This window comes from Vibrio aestuarianus (assembly GCF_012395185.1).
Taxonomy (GTDB): domain Bacteria; phylum Pseudomonadota; class Gammaproteobacteria; order Enterobacterales; family Vibrionaceae; genus Vibrio; species Vibrio aestuarianus.
The window spans coordinates 52,322-77,943 of sequence record NZ_JAAZTU010000011.1 but is presented as its reverse complement, the minus strand read 5'-3'; the positions used below and the strand labels follow the sequence as shown (position 1 = coordinate 77,943).

21 protein-coding genes and 3 tRNA genes are annotated in these 25,622 nt (G+C 42.8%); 10 read left to right on the top strand and 14 right to left on the bottom strand.

What is annotated here, in order from left to right; all coding sequences use genetic code 11:
* Nucleotides 1-186 precede the first annotated feature (186 nt).
* The gene (locus HGG78_RS07400) at nucleotides 187-2,181 is read right to left on the bottom strand and encodes an acetoacetate--CoA ligase (RefSeq protein ID WP_172532475.1); all 1,995 of its coding nucleotides are present in this window, start codon (nucleotides 2,179-2,181) and stop codon (nucleotides 187-189) included.
* A 237-nt stretch (nucleotides 2,182-2,418) separates the two neighbouring features.
* Here HGG78_RS07400 and phhA point away from each other — a divergent pair, with 237 nt between their 5' ends.
* Nucleotides 2,419-3,210, top strand: a complete 792-nt coding sequence (gene phhA / locus HGG78_RS07395) for a phenylalanine 4-monooxygenase (RefSeq protein WP_172532474.1) — start codon at nucleotides 2,419-2,421, stop codon at nucleotides 3,208-3,210.
* A complete protein-coding gene (locus tag HGG78_RS07390) occupies nucleotides 3,203-3,535 on the top strand; it encodes a 4a-hydroxytetrahydrobiopterin dehydratase (protein WP_172532473.1) in 333 nt (110 codons plus the stop codon). The genes phhA and HGG78_RS07390 overlap by 8 nt, the downstream gene beginning before the upstream one ends.
* A 127-nt stretch (nucleotides 3,536-3,662) precedes the next feature.
* Here HGG78_RS07390 and HGG78_RS07385 read toward each other — a convergent pair whose 3' ends face one another.
* Nucleotides 3,663-5,090 (bottom strand): methyl-accepting chemotaxis protein, encoded by a 1,428-nt coding sequence (locus HGG78_RS07385; RefSeq protein ID WP_172532472.1) that lies wholly within the window; start codon nucleotides 5,088-5,090, stop codon nucleotides 3,663-3,665.
* A 176-nt stretch (nucleotides 5,091-5,266) separates the two neighbouring features.
* The gene (locus tag HGG78_RS07380; protein WP_172532471.1) at nucleotides 5,267-6,484 is read right to left on the bottom strand and encodes an aromatic amino acid transport family protein; all 1,218 of its coding nucleotides are present in this window, start codon (nucleotides 6,482-6,484) and stop codon (nucleotides 5,267-5,269) included.
* A 335-nt stretch (nucleotides 6,485-6,819) separates the two neighbouring features.
* Between HGG78_RS07380 and HGG78_RS19125 the strand changes: the two genes are divergently transcribed.
* Together HGG78_RS19125 and HGG78_RS07375 are read left to right on the top strand one after the other, a co-directional pair.
* On the top strand, nucleotides 6,820-6,942 hold the full coding sequence (locus HGG78_RS19125; protein WP_255091333.1) for a hypothetical protein: 123 nt from the start codon (nucleotides 6,820-6,822) through the stop codon (nucleotides 6,940-6,942).
* A gap of 126 nt (nucleotides 6,943-7,068) precedes the next feature.
* Nucleotides 7,069-8,334, top strand: coding sequence for a DEAD/DEAH box helicase (locus tag HGG78_RS07375; protein WP_172532470.1), 1,266 nt, complete (start codon nucleotides 7,069-7,071; stop codon nucleotides 8,332-8,334).
* Nucleotides 8,335-8,345: 11 nt separating this feature from the next.
* On the opposite strand, the gene HGG78_RS07370 is transcribed toward HGG78_RS07375, so the two are convergent.
* From HGG78_RS07370 to HGG78_RS07360, 3 genes are all read right to left on the bottom strand, one after another.
* Entirely contained in the window at nucleotides 8,346-9,056 is a 711-nt protein-coding gene (locus HGG78_RS07370; protein ID WP_172532469.1) for a TetR/AcrR family transcriptional regulator, read from the bottom strand.
* Nucleotides 9,057-9,325: 269 nt separating this feature from the next.
* Entirely contained in the window at nucleotides 9,326-10,330 is a 1,005-nt protein-coding gene (gene ltaE / locus HGG78_RS07365) for a low-specificity L-threonine aldolase (protein WP_172532468.1), read from the bottom strand.
* 8 nt (nucleotides 10,331-10,338) lie between these two features.
* Nucleotides 10,339-10,854 (bottom strand): NUDIX hydrolase, encoded by a 516-nt coding sequence (locus HGG78_RS07360; RefSeq protein ID WP_171981467.1) that lies wholly within the window; start codon nucleotides 10,852-10,854, stop codon nucleotides 10,339-10,341.
* 285 nt (nucleotides 10,855-11,139) lie between these two features.
* Here HGG78_RS07360 and HGG78_RS07355 point away from each other — a divergent pair, with 285 nt between their 5' ends.
* The 5 genes from HGG78_RS07355 (at nucleotide 11,140) to HGG78_RS07335 (ending at nucleotide 14,759) form a co-directional block, all read left to right on the top strand.
* On the top strand, nucleotides 11,140-12,798 hold the full coding sequence (locus HGG78_RS07355; protein WP_172532467.1) for an ATPase RavA domain-containing protein: 1,659 nt from the start codon (nucleotides 11,140-11,142) through the stop codon (nucleotides 12,796-12,798).
* A gap of 9 nt (nucleotides 12,799-12,807) precedes the next feature.
* Nucleotides 12,808-14,253, top strand: coding sequence for an ATPase RavA stimulator ViaA (gene viaA, locus HGG78_RS07350; protein ID WP_172532466.1), 1,446 nt, complete (start codon nucleotides 12,808-12,810; stop codon nucleotides 14,251-14,253).
* Nucleotides 14,254-14,430: 177 nt separating this feature from the next.
* Nucleotides 14,431-14,506: transfer RNA gene (locus HGG78_RS07345), tRNA-Gly, on the top strand.
* Nucleotides 14,507-14,562: 56 nt separating this feature from the next.
* A tRNA-Leu gene (locus HGG78_RS07340) sits at nucleotides 14,563-14,649 on the top strand.
* Nucleotides 14,650-14,685: 36 nt separating this feature from the next.
* Nucleotides 14,686-14,759 (top strand) — tRNA-Cys (locus HGG78_RS07335).
* A 109-nt stretch (nucleotides 14,760-14,868) separates the two neighbouring features.
* Here the strand turns inward: HGG78_RS07335 and gbpA are convergent.
* Nucleotides 14,869-16,341: an N-acetylglucosamine-binding protein GbpA gene (gbpA, locus tag HGG78_RS07330; protein ID WP_172532465.1), complete on the bottom strand. Its 1,473-nt coding sequence runs from the start codon at nucleotides 16,339-16,341 to the stop codon at nucleotides 14,869-14,871.
* A gap of 454 nt (nucleotides 16,342-16,795) precedes the next feature.
* Between gbpA and HGG78_RS07325 the strand changes: the two genes are divergently transcribed.
* Nucleotides 16,796-17,374, top strand: coding sequence for a cytochrome b (locus tag HGG78_RS07325; protein ID WP_172532499.1), 579 nt, complete (start codon nucleotides 16,796-16,798; stop codon nucleotides 17,372-17,374).
* Nucleotides 17,375-17,731: 357 nt separating this feature from the next.
* Here HGG78_RS07325 and choV read toward each other — a convergent pair whose 3' ends face one another.
* The 7 genes from choV to HGG78_RS07290 form a co-directional block, all read right to left on the bottom strand.
* Nucleotides 17,732-18,919, bottom strand: coding sequence for a choline ABC transporter ATP-binding protein (choV, locus tag HGG78_RS07320; protein ID WP_172532464.1), 1,188 nt, complete (start codon nucleotides 18,917-18,919; stop codon nucleotides 17,732-17,734).
* A gap of 2 nt (nucleotides 18,920-18,921) precedes the next feature.
* Nucleotides 18,922-19,770 carry a choline ABC transporter permease subunit gene (gene choW / locus HGG78_RS07315; RefSeq protein ID WP_172532463.1) on the bottom strand — a complete coding sequence of 283 codons (849 nt, stop codon included), beginning with the start codon at nucleotides 19,768-19,770 and terminating at the stop codon, nucleotides 18,922-18,924.
* A gap of 49 nt (nucleotides 19,771-19,819) precedes the next feature.
* Nucleotides 19,820-20,764: a choline ABC transporter substrate-binding protein gene (locus HGG78_RS07310; RefSeq protein ID WP_172532462.1), complete on the bottom strand. Its 945-nt coding sequence runs from the start codon at nucleotides 20,762-20,764 to the stop codon at nucleotides 19,820-19,822.
* Nucleotides 20,765-20,800: 36 nt separating this feature from the next.
* Nucleotides 20,801-22,501, bottom strand: a complete 1,701-nt coding sequence (gene betA / locus HGG78_RS07305; protein WP_172532461.1) for a choline dehydrogenase — start codon at nucleotides 22,499-22,501, stop codon at nucleotides 20,801-20,803.
* 18 nt (nucleotides 22,502-22,519) lie between these two features.
* The gene (betB, locus tag HGG78_RS07300) at nucleotides 22,520-23,980 is read right to left on the bottom strand and encodes a betaine-aldehyde dehydrogenase (protein ID WP_172532460.1); all 1,461 of its coding nucleotides are present in this window, start codon (nucleotides 23,978-23,980) and stop codon (nucleotides 22,520-22,522) included.
* A gap of 21 nt (nucleotides 23,981-24,001) precedes the next feature.
* On the bottom strand, nucleotides 24,002-24,595 hold the full coding sequence (gene betI, locus HGG78_RS07295) for a transcriptional regulator BetI (protein ID WP_013867931.1): 594 nt from the start codon (nucleotides 24,593-24,595) through the stop codon (nucleotides 24,002-24,004).
* Nucleotides 24,596-24,812: 217 nt separating this feature from the next.
* A complete protein-coding gene (locus HGG78_RS07290) occupies nucleotides 24,813-25,601 on the bottom strand; it encodes a lipase family protein (protein ID WP_172532459.1) in 789 nt (262 codons plus the stop codon).
* Nucleotides 25,602-25,622: the final 21 nt, after the last annotated feature.

Here is a 25,622-nt window from a genome sequence, read left to right as displayed (position 1 = left end):
AGACGAAATCTCCCTCTATTTTGGTGAAGCATATCACTGAGTAGTATGTTAATGGCATTTTAATATACTGGCCATGATGCATGGTGTCACAACTTTCCTCTTGTTATTTCTATTACTGGTTGTTTATTCTGCTTTATGTGATGCTTATGATAGTAGGAAGAAGAGTTTTTGTTGCTATTTCACTAGTTATTTGTTGAAAAAGAGCTGGTGAATTTCACTTAGCACTCGACTATTCGCGATAGAACCAAGGTTGTTAACGGTTTCATTGTGGATGGTTTGTTTAACAGCCAGTTCAACCAGTTTCCCCGATTTTGTTCTGGGAATATCACTAATAGCATAAATTTGAGCGGGTACATGGCGTGGAGAGCAGTGGGTTCGAAGTCGTTGTTTGATTTCATTGATTAAGTTGTCATCCAGTTCTGAACCAGCGACAAGCTGCACAAAAAGAATGATGTGTTCATCGTTGTCTACTTTTTGACCGACAGCGATAGAGTCAATAACTGACGTAAGTGCGTTGACTTGTTGATAAATCTCCGCAGTACCGATGCGTACCCCTCCTGGGTTTAACGTCGTATCACTGCGCCCATAAAAACGCATGCCTTTATTTTCAGTCCATGCTACTTCATCGCCGTGGTGCCAAATACCGGCATATTTATTCCAATAGGCGTGATGGTAGCGTTCACCATCATCGTGCCAAAAACCTATCGGTTGGTTAGGAAAACTGTTGCGACAGACCAACTCTCCACGCTGTTCAGTCGTTGGTTCACCATCTTGATTGAACACTGCTACATCTAATCCGAGCGCTGCGCCTTGGCACTCTCCTCGATAAACGGGGGATATGGGGTTGCCTAATACAAAGCAGCCGCAAATATCAGTGCCGCCGGAGATAGAAGCGAGATGTAAGTCAGCTTTGATATTAGAATAGACATAATCAAATTGCTCTGGATACAACACCGAACCAGTAGAGCAAAGTGTCTTTAGATGAGAAAGCGAGTAGTAATCGCTTGGTGAAAAGGCTGTCTTTTGCAGTGCTTCTAAGTATTTCGCTGACGTTCCAAACAAGGTGACCTCGGCCTCCTCGGCCAGTTCCCACAGCACACTAGGTTGTGGATACATGGGGTGGCCATCGTAGATCACTAATGTCGCACCACTGGCGAGCGCAGAAACATGCCAGTTCCACATCATCCAACCGCAGGTGGTGTAATAAAAGACGCGGTCTTTAGGTTGAATGTCACAATGTAGTTGATGCTCTTTGAGGTGGTTCAGCACTGTCCCGCCAACCGAATGAGCGATACATTTTGGCTTGCCTGTTGTGCCAGAAGAATAAAGGATAAACAGTGGGTCGTTAAATCCAACTCGGCTGTAGTGCAAACCTCGTGGTAAGTAACTAGCGAAAATGGAATGCCAGTCAGAAAATCCGTCATTAATCGTTATGTTTACCGAGCGTTGCTGTAAGTATTCGATTTGGCAGGTATTTTGGATGCTAGAAATTGCATCGACAATGTGTGTATTTTTCTCCTCCATTGAATGGGTTTTGCCGTTAAAAGTATAGCCGTTACAGCAAAAAAGAATTTTGGGATTAACTTGCCCAAAGCGCTCGACCACGCTGTCTACACCAAAATCTGGTGAGGTGGCTGTCCAAATAGCACCTAAGCTGGTGGCTGCAAGCATAGCAACTAAGGTTTCTGGAATATGAGGTAAGTAACCAGCGACTACGTCGCCTTTTTCTACGCCATTTTGCGTTAGCCATTGCTGAAGGATTGAGACCTGATCATTGAGTTGCTGCCACGTGATTTTCTGACTTTTTCCATTCTCATTTTTAAACCACACCGCAATGCCATCTGGTTGCTGGAAAGCGTAAGAGAGCAAATTTTCCGCGTAGTTGAGTTGTGCCTGTGGAAACCAGATCGTATCACGTGCTGGGGTAAATTGTTCCCATCGTGATATACCTTCACCATAAATACAGTTACCGCGAAAGCCAATGACATCGCAAAACTGCCACACCTCAAGCCAGAATTGTTTCTTATCTGCAATTGACCACTGATGAAGCTGTGAGTAATGCTCTATCGCTTCTCCTTGCATATTAATGTGTTGAATAAATTGCATTAAGTTAGATGAGGAAACGCGCTCTTCACTAGGGATCCAAAGTGGATTGCAAGCGGGTGGATTTTCCTTATGCATGATAGCTATCCTTTGCAAAGGCTGTGACTGACGGAGTGGTAATTCATTCAAGTGTTGTTGCTCAACCTGGCAAAGTCAAATATCTCCTTCATATTCATACTTATGATATTTAAGTAAAAAAAAGAAAATGTAAAAAATATGTTACATTGCCTGTGGGGTTAATATGCTGTGCAGGAATTGGCAGAGTTGAAGGGAGGCGATAGGCTTAATGTAACTAACTTGTTATGAGGTTCAGTGATGACTCAGTATCATTCTAAGCCATTAAATAGTAGAGGCTTGATCGATTGGAGCGGCGCTGAAGATGCTATTTGGCATGATTTGGTTTCTCGTCAAAAAGCGGTAATTCAACAGCGAGCTTGCCAAGCTTACTTGGATGGATTAGAGCTGCTACAGCTTCCGAATGATTATGTCCCGCAATTGACCGACATTAACCGCATCTTGCAGCGTGAGACGGGATGGCAAGTTGAACCGGTCCCCGCTCTGATCAACTTTGACCGTTTCTTTGCATTATTGGCCGACAAAAAATTCCCAGTGGCAACATTTCTTCGTACACGAGAAGAGTTTGACTACTTACAAGAACCCGATTTTTTCCATGAAATCTTTGGTCATTGTGCCATGTTAACCCACCCTGATTTTGCAGCATTTACCCATAAATACGGTCAGTTAGGGGCGAGGGCAGATCACAAACAGCGCGTCTATCTGGCTCGTCTATATTGGTTTAGCGTTGAATTTGGTCTAGTGCAAGAGCGTGGCGAGACGAAGATTTATGGCGGCGGGATCCTCTCTTCTCCAGGGGAGACGGTTTATAGCCTAGACAGCAATGTACCAAAAAGAGAGATATTTGATATTCAACAGGTGCTAAGAACACCTTATCGCATCGATATTATGCAGCCGATGTACTACGTGCTCAATGACCTCAGTGAGTTATATCATCTAAGCCAACAAAATTTAATGTACCAAGTTGAGAAGGCCATGAAAAGAGAGCTGCTTACACCATTATTTCACCCCAAGGAAGAGACAAATGCTTGAAGAATTACGTTGTGAAGCGTGCAGTATTGATGCGGTTGCTTTGACTACAGAAGAGCAACAAAAGCTACTCAAAGAGCTAGACGGATGGACTTTAGTGAATCGCGGAGAAATCCCCAAGCTTGAAAAAGTGTACCTGTTTAAAAACTTTAAACAGGCTTGGGCTTTTACCAACCAAATTGCACAACTAGCGGAAGATGAATTTCATCACCCTAGTATTTTATTGGAGTGGGGCAAAGTGACGGTGACATGGTGGAGCCATTCCATTGAAGGATTACATCAAAACGACTTCATCTGCGCCGCTAAATGTGATGCGTTAGTCGACTAGCTAACAACCGATACAGTTCAACACCTGACCCGACATAAATATTCCCTTCATTTATGCCGGGTCCTTTTTATAAATATGAAATACTTGTCTAACTTGAAGTCGCAGCGGTATGGGCTGCAATTTCAAGTTAGTTAGTACGGTATCGGCTCAAAATTTCCCCTAAGTTGCGAGAGGCTTTAGCTAAGCTCGCAACACCTTGAGATGATTGTTGTGCAACACTGCGGATGGCATTTGATTGTGTTCGAATGTCGCTAAGTTCAGCGGCAATATCATTGGCGACAGAGCTTTGTTCCTCAGCCGAGGTCGAGATTTGCACGCTCATGTCATTGATCATTTTTGCCGACTCTGCAATTAGGTTAACGTTATTACCGATATCAGACACTAAATCACTACTCGTTTGAGCTTGGCTGACGGTTTGTTCTGTAATACGTGCAATGCCTTTACTTTCGGTTTGTAGTTTCTCGATCATCGCTTGAATTTCAACGGTTGCTGCCTGAGTGCGGCTGGCAAGTGTACGAACCTCATCAGCAACCACCGCAAAGCCTCGACCCTGTTCACCAGCACGCGCCGCTTCAATGGCTGCATTTAATGCTAATAAATTGGTTTGCTCTGAAATAGCGTTGATGGTGGTGATCACTTCGTTGATCTGAATCGTGTTTTCATTCAAGGTCGAAACCGAGTTTGACGCTTGAGCAATGAATTGTGAAAGTTGTGAAATTTCACTGATCGCTTGTTGAACCAATTGATAGCTTTGTTCAACTTGCTTGGTATCGTGCTCAGATTGTTGGTTCGCTTGCTGAGAGATAGTTGAGACTTCATGCGCTGAGGCGGTCATCTCTTCCATCGCTGTTGCGACAGAATCAAGCGACGCATATTGGTTATTAATCTGTTTTTCACTCTCTTTCATTTCACGAGCGAAAGAGTCTGAAGTTTGCCCTAGCGTGCTCGCATTTTCTTTTACCGACACAACCAACTCGGTCAAGGTATCCATCGCCTTATCTAGAGCGCAGCCAATGGTACCGAATTCATCACGACCTGGGTGAAAACCTAAACGAGAAGTTAAATCACCCTCGGCAATTTTCTGCGTAGTAGTGTAAAGCACCCACAGAGCACCGCCAATAAACGTTGCAACCCAATAAACAAAGATCGCAAATGGTACGGCCCATAAATAAGAGAGTAAGAAACTGTTGAGGGCTTGCTGGCGAGTTTCATTTTCAACGCGAGACATATTTTCTGTTAGTGCATAAAATTTGCCGTCACTGTGCCTGGCCGTTGCGGTCACAACCCCGTTTTTATAACTGGTTATGGCCGCTGAAGTTCGTGATTCGATACCCGGTATCGATTTCGCATCTGTTGCGCCCGTTAATAAGCCTTGCAGTTTGTATTCGATAGCCAGCTTAGATTGTGCTTCGATATGTGTCAGCGTATCAAAATAACGGTTACCCGCCATAAAGCTTAAGGCGGTGAGGAATAAAGCGAAGATCACCCACATTTTGTCGTTTATCGACATTTTAATAAATACGCGGTCAATCGTCCTGAATTGAACTTCTTTCATTGTTACTCCAGTATGCAAGAGATGAATAGACAAGATTATAAATATAGTAATCTCTAATGTGTGCTACTAGGCATAACTTTATGAAATTAATGTTGAAGTAAATATCAATAGTGAGATTTTGATCTTGTTTTTAAGTCGGAATGGTGAAGGTGGGAATCTTCCCACCTAAAACCAGCTTAACCAAGTGAGGGTAAAACTCCTAAACTGATGAACACTTGTGACGTGATGATCATCAAACCGATGGCTGCAGTCATTATTAAAGCGACTTTACCGCCTTTCACTTGATATTGGCTGCCACCACTGTATTGGTAGTTCTCTTGGTTACGCACTTTAACTACCATGGCTACAGGCAAAAAGATCGCAAGAATCGTCAATGCAATTGCTGCGTAACCAAGTGCCATAATAAAGCCTTGAGGGTAAAAAAGAGCGAATACCAAAGGTGGAACAAATGTAGTAATAGCAGCAACAGCTCGGTGGACTCCGATTTTCTTTTTCTTGATAGTGTCACCCATGAATTCAAATAAGCCAAGGCTTACCCCCAAAAAGGATGTGAGTAAGGCAAGGTCTGCGAAAACACCAATAGTGCTACTCAAGTTTGACTGGTGCACCGTTTGACCAAGAGTCACAATTAAGGCGCTTAGACCAGAGTTTTCCACCAGTTCTGGCTGACTAACAACGCCCAACGTCACCAATTGCCAAAAGATATAAATAACCAGTGGTATAGCAGAACCACATAAGATCGCTTTGCGTAGTGACGGTGTATCACCATCTAAGTATTTGACGATGGCAGGAATGCTTCCATGAAAGCCAAAAGAAGTGAAAATTACAGGGATAGCGGCAATCACTAAGCCTTGCCCAAGTGGCATGCTGAGTAGGTATGACTGAGATACATTAGGTGCAAGAAAGGTGAGCACTGCGATCATTGCGATCATCTTTCCGGCAAACAGTAAGCGATTGACTTTATCCACGGTACTTGTACCCACAGTAACAATCACAGCAACCACTAAGGTGAAGATGAGTGTGCCTAATGAATTACTGATGTCTAAGCCTGCAAGATCGGTAAGTCTATGGGTGAACTGAGCACCTCCGCCAGCGATATATGCTGCACACAGCGAGTAAAATAGAAATAACATCGCAAAGCTCGCCACCCATTTCCCTTTCTCGCCAAGAATTTGTTTAGCAAGAGAGTGTAGCGTTGCATCTTTATCGGCATATTGATGGATCTCGATCATAAGTAGGGCAGTAAATGCCATTAATCCCCACAAGGAAATCATAATGAAAAGTGAAGTCGTAAAGCCGATACCCGCCGAAGCTAGAGGCAGAGCAAGCATGCCTGCGCCAATAGTGGTTCCTGCGATGATCAAAGTACTGCCGAAAATCTTTGATTGAGTCATGGTGTAAATATCTTTATACAGTTCGTGGTGTGCTAGGTAGTGTTAAATCGCTATAAAAGCATCAGTAACCTGTGAACCTATCGATTTATGGCTATATTGTAGAACTTTCAATTTGTTTTCAATCTATTTGTAAAAATTAAAATCCATAAGTGTATTTTAATTTTTACGATCCAAGTTTGGTGCAAATAAAGCTAGTCGTAATCGTTTACCTATGATAAACCTCATACAAATGACCTTTTTGACTGTCCGCTTTCAAAAATTTGTCATATAAAACATCTAAAAAGGACCTTGTGGCGTAATAATTTTGCCCAAGTCAAATTAAAAGGAGGTCGACAATGAGTGACCAATATAAAAATGATGAATGTTTAGAATGGCTAGATGCCATGGAAATCGGCTTCGATTTATCCGATTATGATACCGCTACCGACGAATGTGCACAGCACGTCAACAATGAATAACCTAGGCCAGCGGTTTTGCTGGCTCTGCTGCTCGCTAAGTGTTTAATTCGAGCATTGATTTTGAATAGGCTAAATACCATCCTCTCTGTTACAATCCGCGCCCTTATTTCCAATAGGTAAGCGCTCATGTCTGATAACTTAAACCCATTCCAACGCTTGGGGCTCTCTCTACCTTTAGTCGAAGCTCTAAACCATTTAGGCTTTGATGCCCCGACAGAGATCCAATCTCAAGCTATTCCTCATGTTTTGGCGAAAAAGGATGTGATGGCGGGAGCTCAAACGGGAACCGGTAAAACAGCCGCATTTGGCTTGCCTATTTTGCAACGCTTTTTAGATGATCCCAGCTCGCGAGAAGCGAATAGTAAAGTCATCCGTGCGTTGGTATTGGTTCCGACTCGAGAATTGGCGCAGCAAGTGTTTGATAACTTAAGCGCGTATGCAGCTGGTACGGCTTTGAAAGTCGTCACGGCTTATGGTGGCACTAGCATGCACGTACAAACGCGTAATCTCAGAGGTGGTGCGGATATTTTGATCGCTACGCCGGGGCGATTGATCGATCACCTATTTGTCAAAAATATCATTCTGACGCAAACCGAAGTGTTGGTACTAGATGAAGCTGACCGTATGTTAGATATGGGATTCATGCCTGACATTCAGCGCATTTTGAAGCGTATGAATGAAGATCGTCAGACTCTATTCTTCTCTGCAACATTTGATAATAAAATCAAGGCACTTGCACATAAAATGATGCGTGACCCGGTTGCGCTACAGATAACGCCTGCTAACGCGACTGCTGATACGGTTAAGCAAATGATCTACCCAGTTGATAAGAAACGTAAGAGTGAGCTTTTAGCTTATCTGATCGGATCGCGTAACTGGCAGCAAGTGTTGGTGTTCACTAAAACTAAACAAGGTAGTGATGCGTTAGCGAAAGAACTCAAGTTAGATGGCATTAAAGCTGCTTCTATTAATGGTGATAAAAGCCAAGGTGCGCGCCAAAAAGCGTTAGATGATTTTAAATCTGGTAAGGTACGTGCGTTAATTGCGACTGATGTGGCAGCGCGAGGCATTGATATCCATCAACTCGAGCAAGTGGTCAACTATGATATGCCATATAAAGCGGAAGATTATGTGCATCGAATTGGTCGAACGGGTCGAGCGGGGCAGCAGGGCTTAGCGGTTTCATTAATGAGCCGCGATGAAGAATATCTGCTTCAAGCGATAGAAACATTATTAGATCAGCGTTTGCCCCAAGAATGGCTACAAGGTTTTGAACCTAGTTTATTGGAAGAAGTGACTTCAGAGCGCCATTCTCCCAAAAAGAGTCGTTCATCGGAAAAGCGAAAAATGAAAGCAAAGTTAAAAATTCACGCAGGTCGTGGTAAACGATAAGGTGTTATCCCTTATTTGGTCCAATCATAACCAATATTGTAAACCAGTTCGTTGACGTTTTTGGGTGACAGTTTCTGTGTTTCATCGATATGGAATTTTGTCACCATCAAGTCATTAAACAGTTGCCAATGTCTAAGTAAGCATTGAGTGATATCTTGAGTTTCATCTGACCAAGTTTCTTTCAAAAATGGCGTTAAGCTTGCCGCACCATGCGCGTACATGATGATTTGCCACTTTATTTCCCAGACCTTGATCGGTGTTGTTGGAAATTCATGGTTATATTGTTCGGCGAGTTGTTCAATGATGCGTTGAATTTCACCTGCACTATCAATGAAATAATCAAATAGAGCGTCTTCCTGTCTTACTGCATCAGCAATAAATTGGATCGGTTGCTTGACGATAAGCATGTGTGCAAGCAAGCGGGTGGTAAACAGATACAACTGTTGATTGACGGGTGTATTTTCTGGGATTTCCGCTATGACCCTGCGCAAGTAGTGCTCGGTATATTGATGTAGACCATCACTAATACTTCGCCATATTTGCTCTTTACTGCCGAAGTGATGACGAAGAAGACTATGTGATACTCCGGCTTTATCACTGATATTTCGTAGCGAAACACGAGCGTAGCCAAATTGACAAAACAGATCGGCTGCGACCATTAAGATATCTCTTTTGGTCTGTTTGGCATCTTGGGCACTTCTTCGGCCTTGTTTTTTCGTCATCTCGCTTGCTCTTTACTATTTTTACGAGGGAGTTGTACCAGATTTACACATCGGATTCACGGAAAAGCACATAACGAGTCGCATAAATGCGCAATAATGGCACGAAATGAGGCATTTTTCGGTAGATAGCGTGTGTTTTAATAATAGATGATCTCGTTCGGGGAGGGCCAGTTGTTAAGATTAATCTCTGTGTTTATGAGAGTATGAGCTCCTCGAAAGAAGCCCATTGCTTATTGAATATTTTTATCACATTAACAACCGTGAGTTGTTCAGAGATAAGCTGCAAGTTTTTCTAGTAGCAAATCGATATCGCTGCGTGATACATCTTTATGAGTGACAAAACGGATAGGATTACTTGGTGAGATAGTAATGCCATCTTGCGCAAGTTTTAATGCAATGGCGTCGATATCTATCGATGGATCTAATTTAGCGAATACAATGTTCGTTTGAACAAAGTCTGGGTTAACGGAGAAGCCTGTTAGTTTAGCAAGCCCACACGCCAGATACTGAGCATTGTCGTGATCCGTTTTGAGTTGGGCGACTTGTTCGGTCAACGCAAGTTTACCCGCTGCAGCCAAAATTCCTGCCTGACGCATACCGCCACCGAGCATTTTTCTCAAGCGTCGAGCTTTAGCTATGTATTGTTTAGACCCCAATAACAACGAGCCGATTGGTGCGGCTAATCCTTTGGATAAACAAACCGTCATCGAGTCAAAGTATTGAGCAATCTCTTTAACATCTACCTCTAAGGCGACCGCAGCATTATAGACACGTGCACCATCCAAATGCATGGCAAGGTTGTGTATATTTACAAACTCTCTAGCCTGCGCTAAATAAGATAACGGAAGTACTTTGCCATTGATGGTATTTTCTAAGCTGAGTAAACGCGTACGCGCAAAGTGGATATCATCAGGCTTAATCGCCGCTTTTAGTTTGTTGAAGTCCAATGTGCCATCTGGATTGTTTTCGATAGGCTGGGGTTGGATCGAGCCTAAAACGGCGGCTCCGCCAGCTTCATATTTATAATTGTGCGCTTGTTGCCCACACAAATATTCATCACCACGTTCACAGTGTGACATTAAGCCAAGCAAGTTTGCCTGAGTACCTGATGTAGTGAATAAGGCCGCTTCGAAACCGTGTCGCTCTGCTGCCCATTGCTCTAATGCATTAACGGTTGGGTCATCGCCATACACATCATCCCCAACATCTGCTTTTGCCATCGCTTCACGCATTGCTTGAGTGGGTTGAGTTACTGTATCGGATCGAAAATCCATGATATCTCCTATAAATAGCCGCAAAGCTTTGCTTTGCTTAAGCAGGTAATTGTTTTGGAATCAGTGATTTGGTCATTGATGATACGCTGTTCTAATTCCTCAATAGAAAGAAAAACAACCTCAATGACTTCATCATCATCACATCCCAAACGAGCAGTATTTGTTAGTTGTTTTGCCACGAATAGATATTGAATCTCATCGCAGAATCCGGCAAGCGGTGTTGCTTGGCCTAAATTAATCAGTTGGTTGGCTGAGTAACCAGTTTCTTCTTCTAATTCTCTGTGAGCACACTCATGAGGTTGTTCACCTTGTTCGATGGTGCCTGCAGGGAGTTCCAAAAGCCATTTCTTAAGAGATGGACGGTATTGATTGATTAAAATCACTTCACCTTGCTCGGTAATAGGCAGAATAACGGCGGCGCCTGGGTGAACAATGGTGGTGTGTTGAATGGTTTTGCCTGTCGGAAGACAAACGCTTTCTTCGACCAGTGAAATGTTTTTCCATGTATGTATGGTTTTGCTCATGCAACTCTTCTATTTATGTAGCCAACGCCGGGAATTTTATTCGACTTCCCACCTTACTGATTTCTTCTGCCAAGACAAATGAAAAATAGTCTGATGATGAGCATTTTATTGCTGCAATTAGTGATATATCTCTCATATTTGCAAACAATGATTCCATGAAATTTCATGTAAAAGAGATCTGCTATAAGGATGGCTTAAAATAAAAAATCGCATTTGCAACAAAATGATAACAAATGTATAAAATTATTTATAAAGATACTATTCTGAGCCCTTTGGAGCATTGACGTGATAAACCCTAATCCTGCATCTCATGCACAAAAAGCACTGCTTTCTGAGCGCATTAATAAGCTTGCGAAAGCTTTATCTGATGGTATTTATGAGCGTGAAGATACCATTAAGCTTTGTTTGCTTGCGGCATTAGCGGGTGAAAGCGTTTTTTTACTTGGTCCACCCGGTATTGCAAAGAGTTTGATCGCTAAACGCTTGATCCAAGCATTCGATAATAGTAGCTATTTTGAATATTTAATGACCCGTTTCTCAACACCAGAGGAAGTTTTTGGCCCTCTCAGTATCCAAGAATTGAAAGACAATGGCCGCTATGTTCGTTTAACGCAAGGCTATCTTCCTACTGCTCAAGTGGTTTTTCTTGATGAAATTTGGAAAGCAGGCCCGGCTATTTTGAATACATTACTGACCGTGGTAAATGAAAAAACATTCAAGAATGGCAGTGATATTGAACGTGTACCAATGCGCCTCTTAGTCTCCGCTTCCAATGAACTACCTGATGAAGAGAGTGGGTTAGACGCACTGTATGATCGAATGTTGGTACGAGTATTTGTTAACCGTATTCAAAATAAGCAGAACTTCAAATCAATGCTGACCGTTGGTACTCCACAAGAAGCACGAATTCCAGACGGGTTAGCCATTACTGATGAAGAATACCATTCATGGCAACAGCAGCTTGATAGCTTACTATTGACTGATGACGTATTTGAGAAACTGTTTGAACTCAAAAACATGTTGGAACAATCGATAGCCAGCCTCCCCTCGGCATCAAGCAGCGATATGTATGTGTCAGATCGGCGCTGGAAAAAAGCGGTGAAGCTACTTAAAGCAAGTGCCTTTTTTAATGGACGAGATTCGATCAATCCATTGGACTTACTTTTGCTGCAAGATTGTCTGTGGAACAGCCCTGAATCTCGCGATATTGTGCGTGATGTGATCCGTGAGTTTGCGCTAAAACATGCTTTTGACCAACAAGACGTTGAACAGCAAATTGAATTGTGCCGCGAAGAACTTGCCGACATTCAACAAGAGCTAGAGTCTCAATTTGCTATGCCTGTTTCGCTTGAAACCTCAACGGGCTTGATTAAAAAGCAAGTATACCAATGTGACACCACAGCGGCGAAAACCTACAAAGTTGGTTCAGCATTTGATTTAGTCAAACTAGTATTGCTGCAAAGTAACATGTCGGTATCGGAATCAGAAAAAGGTGATAGTCGTTGGGTGTATGTACCTAAAAATGAGCTTGAGCGAGTGATCAAAGACGGCAATGGTGATGTTTACGGCTACGTAAACCAAAACACCAATTTGTGTCGTTTGAAGTTTGAGCTGAGTGCCGACAACCACATAGTGATCAAAGACATTGCAAACCGTTCGGTGTTGGTCAGTTTAGTGACAGAACAAGGTTTAAACGATGAACTCTATCAGCAATGGATCTCGAAAGCCGATCAAGCCGTAATGCAATTACAGCATGCAGAGCATCATTTGCGTAAAGTGCGTTCCACGTTCCATGGAGCATTGCCGCATAATTTCATTGATCCTGAATTACCAACTGCGATGGAAGCAACGTTGCAGCATCTACAGCAGTTACTCGAATCGACTCAAAGGGAATGTGAGAAAACGGTTCAGCGCTTTAAAAACCTCAATCAGTTTTTTGAATAGGGGGCTGAGATGCTTGGTGCAGATGGCTTAAATTTGGCGTTAATGATTGCTGATTCTGGCATTATTGATACCGCGGTGAATGACTTGCTGGCTCGCTCTCAGGTGATGATGATGGCTGAGAATCGTGGTGTTTCAAGCACGGTTAAAAACCATCTCTCTAAGTGGCGGGGTAGTGTTAAAAAACGTATTACACGCGTGTGTGAAACGGAACGCTTTCAGCAAGAGCTTGCGCTATACCAAGAAGTTATCCATTGGGATGAAGCGACTTTCTTTAATCAGATCAATGATGTTATCAAGAAATTAGAATGGCACTCAGCATTTTATCTTCAAGCTCGTCGTTTAATGGAAAACAATAAGGGGTTAACTAACCCCATGTTTCCGCATTTTTTTTGCGACCAATGGTATCAAAGCCTTTCTGATGCGATTAAGCAGGCGCAAGTCAATGAGCTAGAAAGTAACAAAGAAAAGGTATTAGCCGATTTATACCAGCGCATGGAAACCATGAAAAACATGGATAAAGTGACAGAATCTGGCGATGAGTCGAGCGTTGGCCGTTTGTGGGATATGGCTTCAGCCAAACTGAGTAAGACGGATATTTCTGTCATGAAACGCCATGCTGAGTTCTTAATAAAGAATAAAGGCCTACAAGATATTGCGGAGCAATTAGGGCGAATGGCTGGAGAAGTGGATGATCCAGACCTAAACCGAGCCCCGGTTGAAGAGCTACAAATGGTGGAAGAAAAGTCTGATGAAGCAACGGATGACATTGTGGGGATTCATGAAAGCGATGATCTCAACAAACTTCTGCCAAATGAAACTATGTTTTTGGCTTATCCTGAACTTGAGGTTGTCTTTTACAAACACTTAGTCGATAAGCGGTTGATGAATTACCGTATGCAAGGAAAGTCACGTACGCTCAGAAAAGTAAAAGCCCATCGCCCTGAAAATAAACAGCATGATGTTGATAAGGGACCATTTATTGTTTGTGTTGATGCATCGGGCTCAATGAACGGTTTTCCTGAGCAATGCGCTAAAGCGATGGCTTATGCTTTGATGCAGATAGCACTAGCGGAAGACCGTGAGTGCTATGTAATGCTATTTTCAACCCAGCAGATCACCTATGAATTAACCAAACAAGATGGTTTGCGAGAAGCGAGTGATTTTTTGAGCTATTCATTCCATGGCGGCACAGATCTAGAGCCAGTATTAATTCAGTCGATAGAATTGATGCAAGGGGATAAATATAAAAATGCTGACTTAGTGGTATTGTCAGATTTTATTGCTCCTAAGCAACCCAAAGAATTGCTCGAAAAAGTGGCGCAGTTGAAAGTACAAAAAAATCGCTTTCATGCAGTGAGTTTATCGAAATATGGTAACCCCGAATTGATGGCAATGTTTGATCATTGCTGGTCATATCACCCCAACTTAGTGGGACGGTTAATGAAAAAATGGTGATCTTCAGTATTTTAGTTACTGAGGCTGTATTATTCTTGATCAAAAACTGGTTGCCAAATAATCGTAAGTTTGCTTTTTAACCACTTGATTCAAAGAAATAAAATTTATTGTTGACTCATTTTCTCAATCCGTTAAAGTACACCTCGTTCTCTCGGGGAAGCCCACAAGAACCACAGTGCGACACTAGCTCAGTTGGTAGAGCGCAACCTTGCCAAGGTTGAGGTCACGAGTTCGAACCTCGTGTGTCGCTCCAGATTTTACGATGGTGTGTAACGTTTCCGTTTACGGCATTGCAATTCAGAATTGCGTGCCCTGGTGGTGAAATTGGTAGACACAAGGGATTTAAAATCCCTCGACTTTCGAGTCGTGCCGGTTCAAGTCCGGCCCGGGGCACCATCTCTTCTTTGTTCATAAGAACAAAACACAAATAATGGCGCGATGGCAGAGTGGCTATGCAGCGGATTGCAAATCCGTGTACCTCGGTTCGACTCCGGGTCGCGCCTCCAAAAAATAAAAAGACGCTTTTTAGCGTCTTTTTTTATGCGTTAATTAAGGTTAAGTCAAACTCAAAAGCGCTTTACGAACATAAAGCGCTTTGCTGTTAGTGGTTACTAATTAGTGATCTAATTTATCCCACGCTGATTGCCAGTCAGAGCCCGTACCTGGTTCGAATTGAGTGGCAGTTGGAGACCACTGTGAACAGTATCCACTATAAGGGAAAGCCTTACATTGGTATATAGCGCCATCTTTTGCCAGGACTTTGGTACCCGCTTTATAGTTAGTAAACTCTTCAGGGAAGACAAACTCATAATCGCCTGCTGGAGGTGGAGTAGTTTGTTCATCGACTAGGAAAAAGTTTTGTGTGTGTTGACTGATGAAGTTACCATCCATATCGAGAATTTTAGTCACCAACGTATGGTGCCCTGTCTCAGATTTTGATAACGATAATGTGGTATTTTTCACCCGACCATCTTTAATCTTTGTACGGAAAGAGGCTAATTTTTCACGGTCATGATTGAATACGTTTAACCTTACTTTAAGATCTCCCTTTGCTTCTAGAGATAAATCTATCTCTGTTGGTTGGTTACCTATCACATATTCTTCTTTTAGCCCGGTTACCTGAAGGTCATATTCCGGACCTTCAGCGATATCATAGCCAATTTCAACACGCTCAATATTACTATTTTTGCTTCGATAAATAGGGTTTATGCCATAGGTCGGAGAGAAGTCACCAGTGTTTTCATTTAACTGGCCCGCTTTCATATTGCTTTGCGTTCTGTTGATTTTTCTTGCTAATGCATAGGACCAATCATTTGCTTGCGTATGCTGTTCATCAATTTTAAATACTGTTGATAGTGTGGCGTTTTCACCAGAATGGTCAAATACACGAGTGAAAACACGATCGCCTACTCTGAGATTTTGCGCGGGAGTAATGTGTCCTGCATTTATCCAGTCAGGATCTGGGGTGCCAGGATTATCACCATTAAACTGAACATCTATAACATTGTAGAAAGAAGCGGCAGTATCACCAACATCCCATACCGCTAAAATCACGTGATACCCTTCACGAGTTGGAACATCGCATTGATGTTGAACACCGGAAGGTGGTCGCTGCATATGGCCATCAATGACACAAAATGGATTAAGGTCAAAAGAACTACGGCTTAAAGTTTGATTAGGGTTCCAATTAGGCTTAGTAATGTAGTATTTCCAATCTTTGGTGACGTGAGCTGCAGTAAAAGTCCACGCAAATGTTTGAAGACCAGATTGAATTGGACGTTTAACCCAACGATCACTCGTTTGTTCATCAAGCGCAGCTGCCATGGATCTTCCAGCACTGGCTATATGCCCATCCGCAGGACCTGAGTTAGGAAAACCATCTGGTCCTTCAACACTTTGAGGCTCGTATTGAATAGATCCACATTGGATGTTTTTCTCATTAGTATCTGGTGCTGGGTTTTTACATAATGCGACACGGCTACTTGCTACACCTGAACCTGACTCTGAAACATAACCATGGCTCATGGCTATTGAACTGATACTGGCTAGCGTTAAAGCAAGTAATGTTTTTTGGGGAAATGTATTCATAAATATTCCAAATGGAGGTTGACAAAAATTATTATGCAACTGGGGTGTTATTTATAATGCTGTTATTCGTGTTGAGCAATTATTCAACATTACAAAACCCAAGATGTGCATATGTTAAGGTTCATATGATATTTAACACACAGATGCTTCCACTTCGAATGTGGGATAATTTTATTGGAACTAATGCTATATTGGTTGTTTTTATCATTTTATTTCATTTGCTAATTATTGATTTTTAAATCTGCTCTTGTGTTGTAATCGAATAGTTATAAGTGCAGTGATCTTGATTTCTTTTTGATATTTCATGTTTTAATATGAAAATTAAATTCAAATTTATAGAATGTGGCTTATGTTTGGTGGGCTTAATCTCTGGGGTGAAATATTCCTGAAGTTTCATGTGTGATTAATGGTACTTAATGTGATAATTATTCTATTAATTCAAAAATTTTTCATCATGATGCTTCGTATAAAAAATTTAGTTTCAAAATTAGTAAAAGCTAATTCTGGTCAGTATGACGTACTCAGTAAATTACTCCATTGGTGTATGGCTATCATTATCATTTACGCATTAATAGCGGGATATGCCATGCATCTCGTTATGGACAAACCCAAGCTATTTCATATTCTATCGGTTCTTAATATGTCGTGGGCGACGATAGGAGCATTTCTCTTGGTTTTACGTTGGATATGGCGATTTTTTCGTGTCGAACCAGAATTGCCATCTTCAATTCCAAAATTGCAAAGACACATCGCTAAATTAGCGCATAGCGTGATTTATCTTTTAATGCTAATCGTGTTTGTCAGCGGGTTCTTAATGTTGAAAGAGAACTACTCGTTTTTTTGGCTTTTTGAAATACCGAATCCAGTAAAAAATTCTGAGGTTAACGCATTCTTCTTTTCAGTTCATCGAGTATCATGTGTTTTACTTTTGCTTATGGTAGTAATACACATTATTGCAGTTGTTAAACATCGTTACATTAATAGAAATGGTGTGCTGAATAGTATGCTCATAACACGGCACTTATCAGATTAATAATCCATTCTATAATGTGATATATAAGGTTTACGTTATGGGAGTTTTCTGATCGACCATTAATAATGGTGTGATGATGAAATTATCAGTTTTTTTAGTAACCATGTTTTCCTGCTCAGTATTTGCCACGGGAAAAAATGTTGAATATGCGAATGTAGGAGTTGATTATCAGTCAATAATTGTGAAATTTAATTCGGACTAGAACCCATCGATGTATCTGATTCATCATTTGCCCCTGGTGTAGCTGTGGACCCTAACTGGGTAAATCAGCAATGGCAATTTGTTCGCCAATAAATAACACCATCAAAATGATGGCGTTAACATGAAGTTTATTTCAGTGTAGTGAAGAGGTCGCCGTCAAGCTGCCTCTTCAGTTTGATAATTTCCCAGTAGGGCACTATAAATTTCTTGATCGCTTAAAACACCGACGAGCTGATTATTTTCCATCAGAAGAATTGGGTTTTGAGTTCGGTGTTTCAATTCAATCGCGCTGCGCATATCAATGTCAGGGGTAGTGACAATCATCGTTGATGAGTCGATGTTCGACATATCGCTAACTTGGGTATCCCAATGGAGTAGTGTGGTTGATGTGGCTCCATATAATGTCAATGCTGTACCGTTTTTGGCTACCCAAACATCTTGTTTGTTGCAGATCTGCCAACGATCATCTTGTTGTTTTAACTGTTCGATAGGCTGCATTAACGAACGTCCTTTTAATACGTTAAGGGGGTTAGTGTGTGCCACGAACTCTTTAACGTAGTCAGTTTTTGGAGTAAGGACTATTTCTTCAGGCTTACCGTGTTGAATCAGCTTACCTGACTCCATAATAGCGATGTTATTACCTATTTTTAGTGCTTCATCTAAATCGTGGCTAACAAATAAGATCGTCTTGTTTAATTTGCTTTGTAGCTCTAATAACTCATCTTGCAGTTGCGCGCGAATGAGTGGATCAAGTGCCGAGAATGGTTCGTCCATTAACAGGATGTCACTGTCCATTGCAAAAGCACGCGCTAAACCGACACGTTGCTGCATGCCGCCAGAAAGTTCGTGGGGGAATTTATCTTCCCACTCAGCAAGGCCAACCATTGTTAGCTGTTCACGAGCACGTTGGTGGCGTTTTTTCTTACTCATTCCTTGCATGTCTAAGCCAAACGCCACGTTATCTAAAACCGATAACCAAGGCATAAGGGCAAACTTTTGAAACACCATCGAGACACGATTTGTTCTTAAATGCTGAAGCGTTGCTTTATCACAGCTGGCAAGGTCAACAAAGCGTTCGCCATCTTTTAATTCTAATGATCCCCGGCTGATGGTATTCAAGCCATTCACCGCGCGTAGCAAGCTAGACTTCCCTGAACCAGACAGCCCCATCAAGACGCAAATTTCCCCTTCTTTAACAGTAAGGCTAACATTGTCTACCCCTACGACTTGACCGCAGGCATCGATAATCTCTTGGCGAGATTCACCTGCATCAAGGCGTTGCAGCGCTTCATTTGGATTGTGGCTAAACACAACATCGAGATTTTTAATGGTAATAGCGTCCATGATTATGCTTCCTTATTATTTTGATTTGGGGTTTTGCATAAGCGATCGAGAATGATGGCGACTAAAACGATGGCTAAACCAGCTTCAAAACCTTGAGAAATATTGACGGTATTGAGTGCACGAATCACGGGTTTGCCAAGGCCGTCAGCCCCAACTAAGGCTGCAATCACAACCATGGAAAGTGATAACATAATGCATTGTGTTATCCCCGCCATGATACTAGGCAGAGAAGCTGGTAACTCTACTTTAAGCAGCAAATTCATACGACTAGAGCCGAACGCTTTACCCGCTTCAACTAACTCTTCTGGTACTTTAGTAATCCCAAGATAGGTGAGGCGAATGGGGGCGGCGATAGCAAAGATAATGGTCGAGATCAGACCAGGGACAATACCTAAACCGAAAAGTACCAATGTTGGAATGAGATAAACAAAGGTAGGCACGGTTTGCATTAAGTCAAGAATTGGGCGCATTATCGTATAAAGCCATGGTCGATGCGCCGCTACAATACCTAATGGCACGCCAATTAATACGGAAATCGTTGTCGCGGCAAACACCAGGACAAAGGTTTCCAGCATTTCTTGCCAGTAGCCAAGGTTTAGAATAAGCAGTAGAGCCGCAATGACAAATACCACCAATGAAATCTGACGATGCAGATACCATGCAATGGCCGCAGTGACTAAAATCGGCACGGCAGGGGGCATCCATTTAAACACATCAACTAAAGATAAAATGATGGTCTCAAGTAAGTAGGAAACAGTATCAAAAAATGTGGCTGCATGGATGGTTAGCCAATCAACACCACTTTCCATCCAACTGCCGAGGGGGATTTTGTTATCTGTAATAAAATTCACGATATAGCCTTTCGGAAGGTGAAATGCTCACCTCCTCCTCTAAATTAATTTATGCTTTAAATGGCGCTAAATAGTTGCTAATAGCTTGTTGTGCAGGTGCTCCAGCTTTGGTTTTTACATTCTTTAGCCATGGAACAATACTTTCTGGATGTTTGATTAACCATTGGCGAGCGGCTTGTTCTGGTAAGACGCCTTGGTTGAGAATGGATTCCATCAATTGGTTTTCCATTTCAAGCGAGAAGGATAGGTTTTTTAATAAATTACCGACATTTGGGCATTGTGCTAGGTAATTCTGACGAACATTGGTGTAGACATTTGCACCACCGTAGTTTGGGCCAAAGTAATCGTCACCGCCATCAAGGTATTCCATTTCAACATTGCTGTTCATCGGGTGCGGAGCCCAACCTAGAAACACAATCCACTGATTACGACGTACCGAGCGTGCTACTTGTGACACCATGCCCGCCTCACTTGACTCAACAACGCTAAAATCGTTCAGTCCAAAAGCGTTTTCATCGATCATCGTTTGGATTAAGCGATTACCGTCATTGCCCGGTTCAATACCATAGATTTTGTCGCGGAATTTATCTGAAAATTTAGCGATATCAGCAAACGAATGGACACCGGCATCATAAACGTACTTAGGCACAGCGAGTGTGTATTTTGCTCCTTCCAAGTTAGCGCGTAGAGTTTCAACCGTTCCAGCTTCACGGTATTTGGCGATATCGCCTTCCATGGTTGGCATCCAGTTACCGAGGAATACATCAATGTCACCGTTTGCCATAGATGAGTAGGTCACTGGTACTGAGAGCAAATCGATTTTTGTCTGATAGCCTAGCCCTTTAAGCAGCTCTGTGGTCACGGCTGTTGTGGCGGTAATGTCTGTCCAACCTACATCAGCAAAGCGCACGGTATCGCACTGATTAGCATAAGCATTGGCACTGAGCAGAGTCGTCATTGCAAGTGTGAGCACGGTTTTTTTAGTAATAGACATGTTATTTCCTTGTATTTTTGACTGACTTTATAAATTTTATGAGTAAGCGTCCTGCTTTCTCATTGGTGGTTTTATTCTTTGTTTGGTTTGCCAGTCTGGTGCTATCCATACTGGAGCTTCAGTACTGGCTAATAGCGGTTTGCCTAAAATAAGATCGGCGGCGCGCTCTGCGACCATGATGGTTGGCGCATTCAGGTTCCCGTTGGGAATGCTTGGGAATATCGAGGAATCCACCACGCGTAAAGCTTGAATTCCGCGCACTTGGCACTGTTCATTCACCACGGCCATTGGGTCGTCATCTGCGCCCATTTTGCAGCTGCAAGAGGGGTGATAAGCGCTTTCTACATTCTGTTTGACCCATGAATCAATATCGTTATCGCTTTGGAGCTCATCACCCGGTTGAATTTCTTCGCCCCGATAAGTATCCAATGCTGGTTGCGCTAGAATTTCACGGGTGAGACGAATGCAATCGCGCCAATCTTGGCGATCTTGTTCGGTTGATAGGTAATTAAATGCGATAGAGGGTGAAACCGTTGGATCGCGAGAGACAATTTGTACTTGTCCTCGGCTTTCTGGCTTATTGGGCCCCACGTGAACTTGGAAGCCGTGACCATCAAAGGCCGCTTGGCCGTCGTACCGCATCGCAGCAGGTAAAAAGTGGTATTGAATATTTGGCCATTTGAGCCCTGCGCGAGAGCGAATAAACGCGCACGATTCGAAGTGGTTGGTTGCCCCTAATCCTTTACGAGTTAAGATCCATTCAGTGCCGATAAGCCCCTTGCTGATTAAACCGAGTTTACTGTTTAGTGTGATCGGCTGTTTGCAATGGTATTGAAAATAGATCTCTAAATGATCTTGTAAGTTTTCACCCACGCCAGGCAGGTCTTGCTTCAGTTTCACACCAACTTGTTCAAGCAGCGCTTTAGGGCCAATACCTGAAAGTTGCAAAAGTTGAGGAGAGCCAATAGAACCAGCACTTGAGATCACTTCTCGCAAGCAAAACGCTTGTTGGATCTTACCTGATTTTTCAAACTCAACGCCGATGGCCTTTTGCTCTTCAATCAAGATCTTATGTGCCACAATTCCTGTTTTTACGGTGAGGTTCGGGCGCTTCATCGCGCGGCGTAAATAGGCATTGGACGTTGAGGCGCGAACTCCAGAATCTACCGTCATATGCATTGGTCCGAAACCTTCCTGCTGATAAGCATTGTAATCGTCAGTTTCTGGATAACCGGCTTCTTTGCCCGCATCGATGAAGGCTTGATAAAGTGGGTTCAATTGCATGTCGTTACCATTACAAGTACCGACGGGTCCGTTGCCGCCACGATAAGCGTTATCGCCACCTATCCAAGATTCAGCGCGGCGAAAATAGGGTAAACAATTTTGATAATTCCAACCTTTAGCGCCCAGTGATTCCCATTCATCAAAATCGCAAGCGTGGCCGCGTACGTATACCATGCCATTGATCGAAGAACTGCCTCCGAGTACTTTGCCTCGTGGACAATGTAATTTACGCCCGTCGAGATCGGGCTCTGACTCGGTTTCAAATTGCCATGCGTATTTTTCGCTGTTCATCGGGTAAGAAAGGGCGGTGGGCATTTGAATAAAAATGCTTTTATCGCTACCACCCGCTTCGAGCAGTAAAACCTGATGTTCGCCAGACTCGGTTAAGCGATCGGCAAGAACACAACCTGCTGAGCCCGCACCGACGATAATGTAATCAAAGTGATTTAACATAGAAGGCTCCTTTGACTATTAAGCATATGGGCTAGCAAAATCATCTAGCTCCACTAAAATGCTTTTGGTTTGGGTATAGTGCTTAAGGGTTTCTATGCCATTTTCACGGCCAATCCCAGAATGCTTATAACCACCAACAGGCATTTCTGCCGGAGAATCTCCCCAAGTATTTATCCAGCAGATCCCGGCTTGAAGTTGGTGAATTACTCGGTGTGCACGTGAAAGGTTCTGTGTGAACACTCCTGCCGCTAAGCCATATTGCGTGCCATTCGCGCGCGCGATCACTTCGTCTTCATCGCTAAACTTAAGCACTGACATTACAGGGCCAAAGATTTCTTGTTCAACATGCGGCATGTCATCAGTGCAATCAATGAAAACAGTTGGTGCAACAAAATTGCCCTTATCTAGGCCGTTATCGGTAACTTGATAACCACCAGTGAGCAAAGTTGCTTGGCTAGCTTTGGCTTGTTCAATGGCTGTGAGCACTTTGTTTAAATGAGGTTTGGAAATTAACGCGCCAATCTGGGTGTTGATATCCATAGGATCACCAACCACTAATTGTTCAGTACGCAGCTTAAGCTGAGCGACAAACGCATCGTAGAGGCTGTCGTGCACGAAAACGCGCGTCCCATGGGTACACACTTCGCCTTGGGTATAAAAGTTTGCCACCATGGCAGCGGAAACGGCTTGATCAAGCTTGGCATCATCAAAAATAATGAGCGGTGACTTGCCGCCCAATTCCATAGTGACAGACTTCAAGCTGCGAGCGCTGTCTGCCATTACGGCTTTCCCGGTACCCGATTCACCGGTAAAAGAGACTTTGGCAATATCAGGGTGGGCCGTCAGCATTTGACCTACGCGGTAATCACCTTGAACCACGTTAAAGACGCCGTCTGGCACTCCCGCTTCACTGAAGATCTCTGCCAGTTTTAACGCGCTTAATGGCGTTTCCTCTGAGGGCTTGAAAATCATCACATTGCCGGCAGCCAGTGCTGGCGCTGATTTCCACATCGCGATTTGAATCGGATAATTCCATGCGCCAATGCCTGCGCAGATGCCTAATGGCTCGCGGCGAGTATAAAAAAACTGATGGTCATTGAGCGGCTGTTGCTCGCCTTGAAGCGATGGGGCTAAATTCGCAAAGTACTCAATGACGTCAGCGCCAGTAGCAATATCAACGCAATTGGCTTCTTGAATCGGCTTACCGGTATCGAGAACTTCAAGTACAGCAAGTTCATCGTTTCGTTCTCTAAGTATTTTTACTGCTTTTAGCAAAATACGGCTGCGTTCTGTTGCGGTCATTCTTGACCATATCGCAAATCCTTGCTTGGCTGAGGTGATAGCTTGTGCAATGTCATTGGCACTGGCGTGCTGCAATCTTGCTATCACTTCACCTGTTGCTGGGTTGTAGGTATCGAAACGTTCTCCTGAAGTGGCGGAGCTGAGTGTTCCGTTGATATAAAGCGATTTTATTTCCATTTGAAGGCCTGAAGTGAGTTGTTATTGTGCGTAAAACGCTAATTGTTTATTGAGGTAATCGTTAATGATGGAATGTGCTTGAGCTGGGTCGATCCCTTTGGGGTTTAATGCTCCGCGTAGCCAAATGCCATCAATCAGTGACGCAATACCATGAGCCACGAGATTGACCTGTTCTGATGGGAGCAGTGGCTTGAGTTCAATCTTAAGATGAGAAAGTAACCGCTGTTCATTGACGTATTGCAGGCGATTTAATTGTGCGTCGTGCATAGAGTAAGCCCAAAACGCTAACCATGTTTTAACAACTTGGTTTTCCGCTTGGAACCCTTTGAAATTACCGGTTACGATGGCATTAATGCGTTCGTAATGAGCCTCTTTTGGGAGTTGGTTTAAATGCTGAGTAATGGTCGTTGAAAGCTCACGTAAAACAACACGCATTGTCTCTTCCAATAATCCATGCTTGCCGCCAAAGTAGTGATTGATAATCCCTGTCGAGACACCCGCTTCTTTGCTGATTAAAGCGATACTTGCGCCATGTAATCCAACGCGTTCAATGACCGCCATTGTTGCGGCAACAAGCTGAGGTTTTCGTATGTCTGGCATCCCTACCTTTGGCATAATTGATCCTGATTATTTTATATTGAACGATTAGTTAAATATAAAATGCCATGATAATAATTAGAGTTCAAATTTATTTTTGAGCGATAAATAACCTAATATATTTGTGGTTAATGCTATTTTTTGTTTTTATTCAGTTTGTTATGGTTTATTTTTGTCATTTGTTTAGTGTAAAAAACATTTGAAGTCGCTTTTGTTTTTGGTTTGAATGCTGGTTTTATCGTTCATCGAAAAAATCCTTATTGCGGATGTATTTACTCATGAGGTGATAGGAAAATGGGCGGACAAGCCAACTGAATAACGAACGTGCCATTCGTATCCATGTTGGTGTGTTTTCGTAAATTTTACCGTTATACAGCCATAGTAATTTCCCTACATGCCAATAGAGCAATGGAATTGGTGGCATAAATGTCACAATGTCGAGATCACAGCAAATGCGGTAAGTTTTGTGACCTAAAGCATAGTGTTTGTGAAAGTTCCAATCCCCGATGGCTGGTTGACCAAAAGTCACAATTCGTTTGATAGATTTTGGGTGTTTTTTTTCTAAATAATCAGCAAATACACAACCAATCGCTCCGCCTGAAGAGTGGCCGGTAATGGTAATGCGCTTGCCATTTTGGATAAGTGGTGTAACAAAGTTTTCTAAACGCTCAATAACAGACAAACCCAACTTATCTTCATTGCGTGTAGGCTGGCTTTCTTGGTGAAGCAGATGATAAAAACCTGCATGAATGCGATAAGGTAAGCCAAGGTGCTGACAGCTTCGGGTCCACATTGCAAAGTTCAAAAGCCAATCACTTACGCTATGCGATCCTTTTATCACGACAATCACTTCTTCGTGATTTTGGCTCCACAGGACTCGTACCATGATTTTGCCAAATTGATTACGAATGATGCGTTGCCCATTAGGATCAAAACCATAACGTGTCTGTTTAAAAGTACGTTGGTACGTAAGATTACACAGTACGGCGTAACGTTCGTACTGATAGCGTTTGAGTGGTTTCACATTCGACCTCGTTGTTGTCAC

Bases quoted from the DNA above. Each gene is read 5' to 3' on its own strand.
- phhA (WP_172532474.1), top strand. From the start codon at position 2,419: ATGACTCAGTATCATTCTAAGCCATTAAATAGTAGAGGCTTGATCGAT.
- ltaE (WP_172532468.1), bottom strand. From the start codon at position 10,330: ATGGATTTTCGATCCGATACAGTAACTCAACCCACTCAAGCAATGCGT.
- HGG78_RS07325 (WP_172532499.1), top strand. From the start codon at position 16,796: ATGATGCTTCGTATAAAAAATTTAGTTTCAAAATTAGTAAAAGCTAAT.
- gbpA (WP_172532465.1), bottom strand. From the start codon at position 16,341: ATGAATACATTTCCCCAAAAAACATTACTTGCTTTAACGCTAGCCAGT.
- HGG78_RS19125 (WP_255091333.1), top strand. From the start codon at position 6,820: ATGAGTGACCAATATAAAAATGATGAATGTTTAGAATGGCTAGATGCC.
- viaA (WP_172532466.1), top strand. From the start codon at position 12,808: ATGCTTGGTGCAGATGGCTTAAATTTGGCGTTAATGATTGCTGATTCT.
- HGG78_RS07370 (WP_172532469.1), bottom strand. From the start codon at position 9,056: ATGACGAAAAAACAAGGCCGAAGAAGTGCCCAAGATGCCAAACAGACC.
- choV (WP_172532464.1), bottom strand. From the start codon at position 18,919: ATGGACGCTATTACCATTAAAAATCTCGATGTTGTGTTTAGCCACAAT.
- HGG78_RS07380 (WP_172532471.1), bottom strand. From the start codon at position 6,484: ATGACTCAATCAAAGATTTTCGGCAGTACTTTGATCATCGCAGGAACC.
- HGG78_RS07390 (WP_172532473.1), top strand. From the start codon at position 3,203: ATGCTTGAAGAATTACGTTGTGAAGCGTGCAGTATTGATGCGGTTGCT.
- betA (WP_172532461.1), bottom strand. From the start codon at position 22,501: ATGTTAAATCACTTTGATTACATTATCGTCGGTGCGGGCTCAGCAGGT.
- HGG78_RS07310 (WP_172532462.1), bottom strand. From the start codon at position 20,764: ATGTCTATTACTAAAAAAACCGTGCTCACACTTGCAATGACGACTCTG.
- betB (WP_172532460.1), bottom strand. From the start codon at position 23,980: ATGGAAATAAAATCGCTTTATATCAACGGAACACTCAGCTCCGCCACT.
- HGG78_RS07400 (WP_172532475.1), bottom strand. From the start codon at position 2,181: ATGCATAAGGAAAATCCACCCGCTTGCAATCCACTTTGGATCCCTAGT.
- HGG78_RS07385 (WP_172532472.1), bottom strand. From the start codon at position 5,090: ATGAAAGAAGTTCAATTCAGGACGATTGACCGCGTATTTATTAAAATG.
- HGG78_RS07360 (WP_171981467.1), bottom strand. From the start codon at position 10,854: ATGAGCAAAACCATACATACATGGAAAAACATTTCACTGGTCGAAGAA.
- betI (WP_013867931.1), bottom strand. From the start codon at position 24,595: ATGCCAAAGGTAGGGATGCCAGACATACGAAAACCTCAGCTTGTTGCC.
- HGG78_RS07375 (WP_172532470.1), top strand. From the start codon at position 7,069: ATGTCTGATAACTTAAACCCATTCCAACGCTTGGGGCTCTCTCTACCT.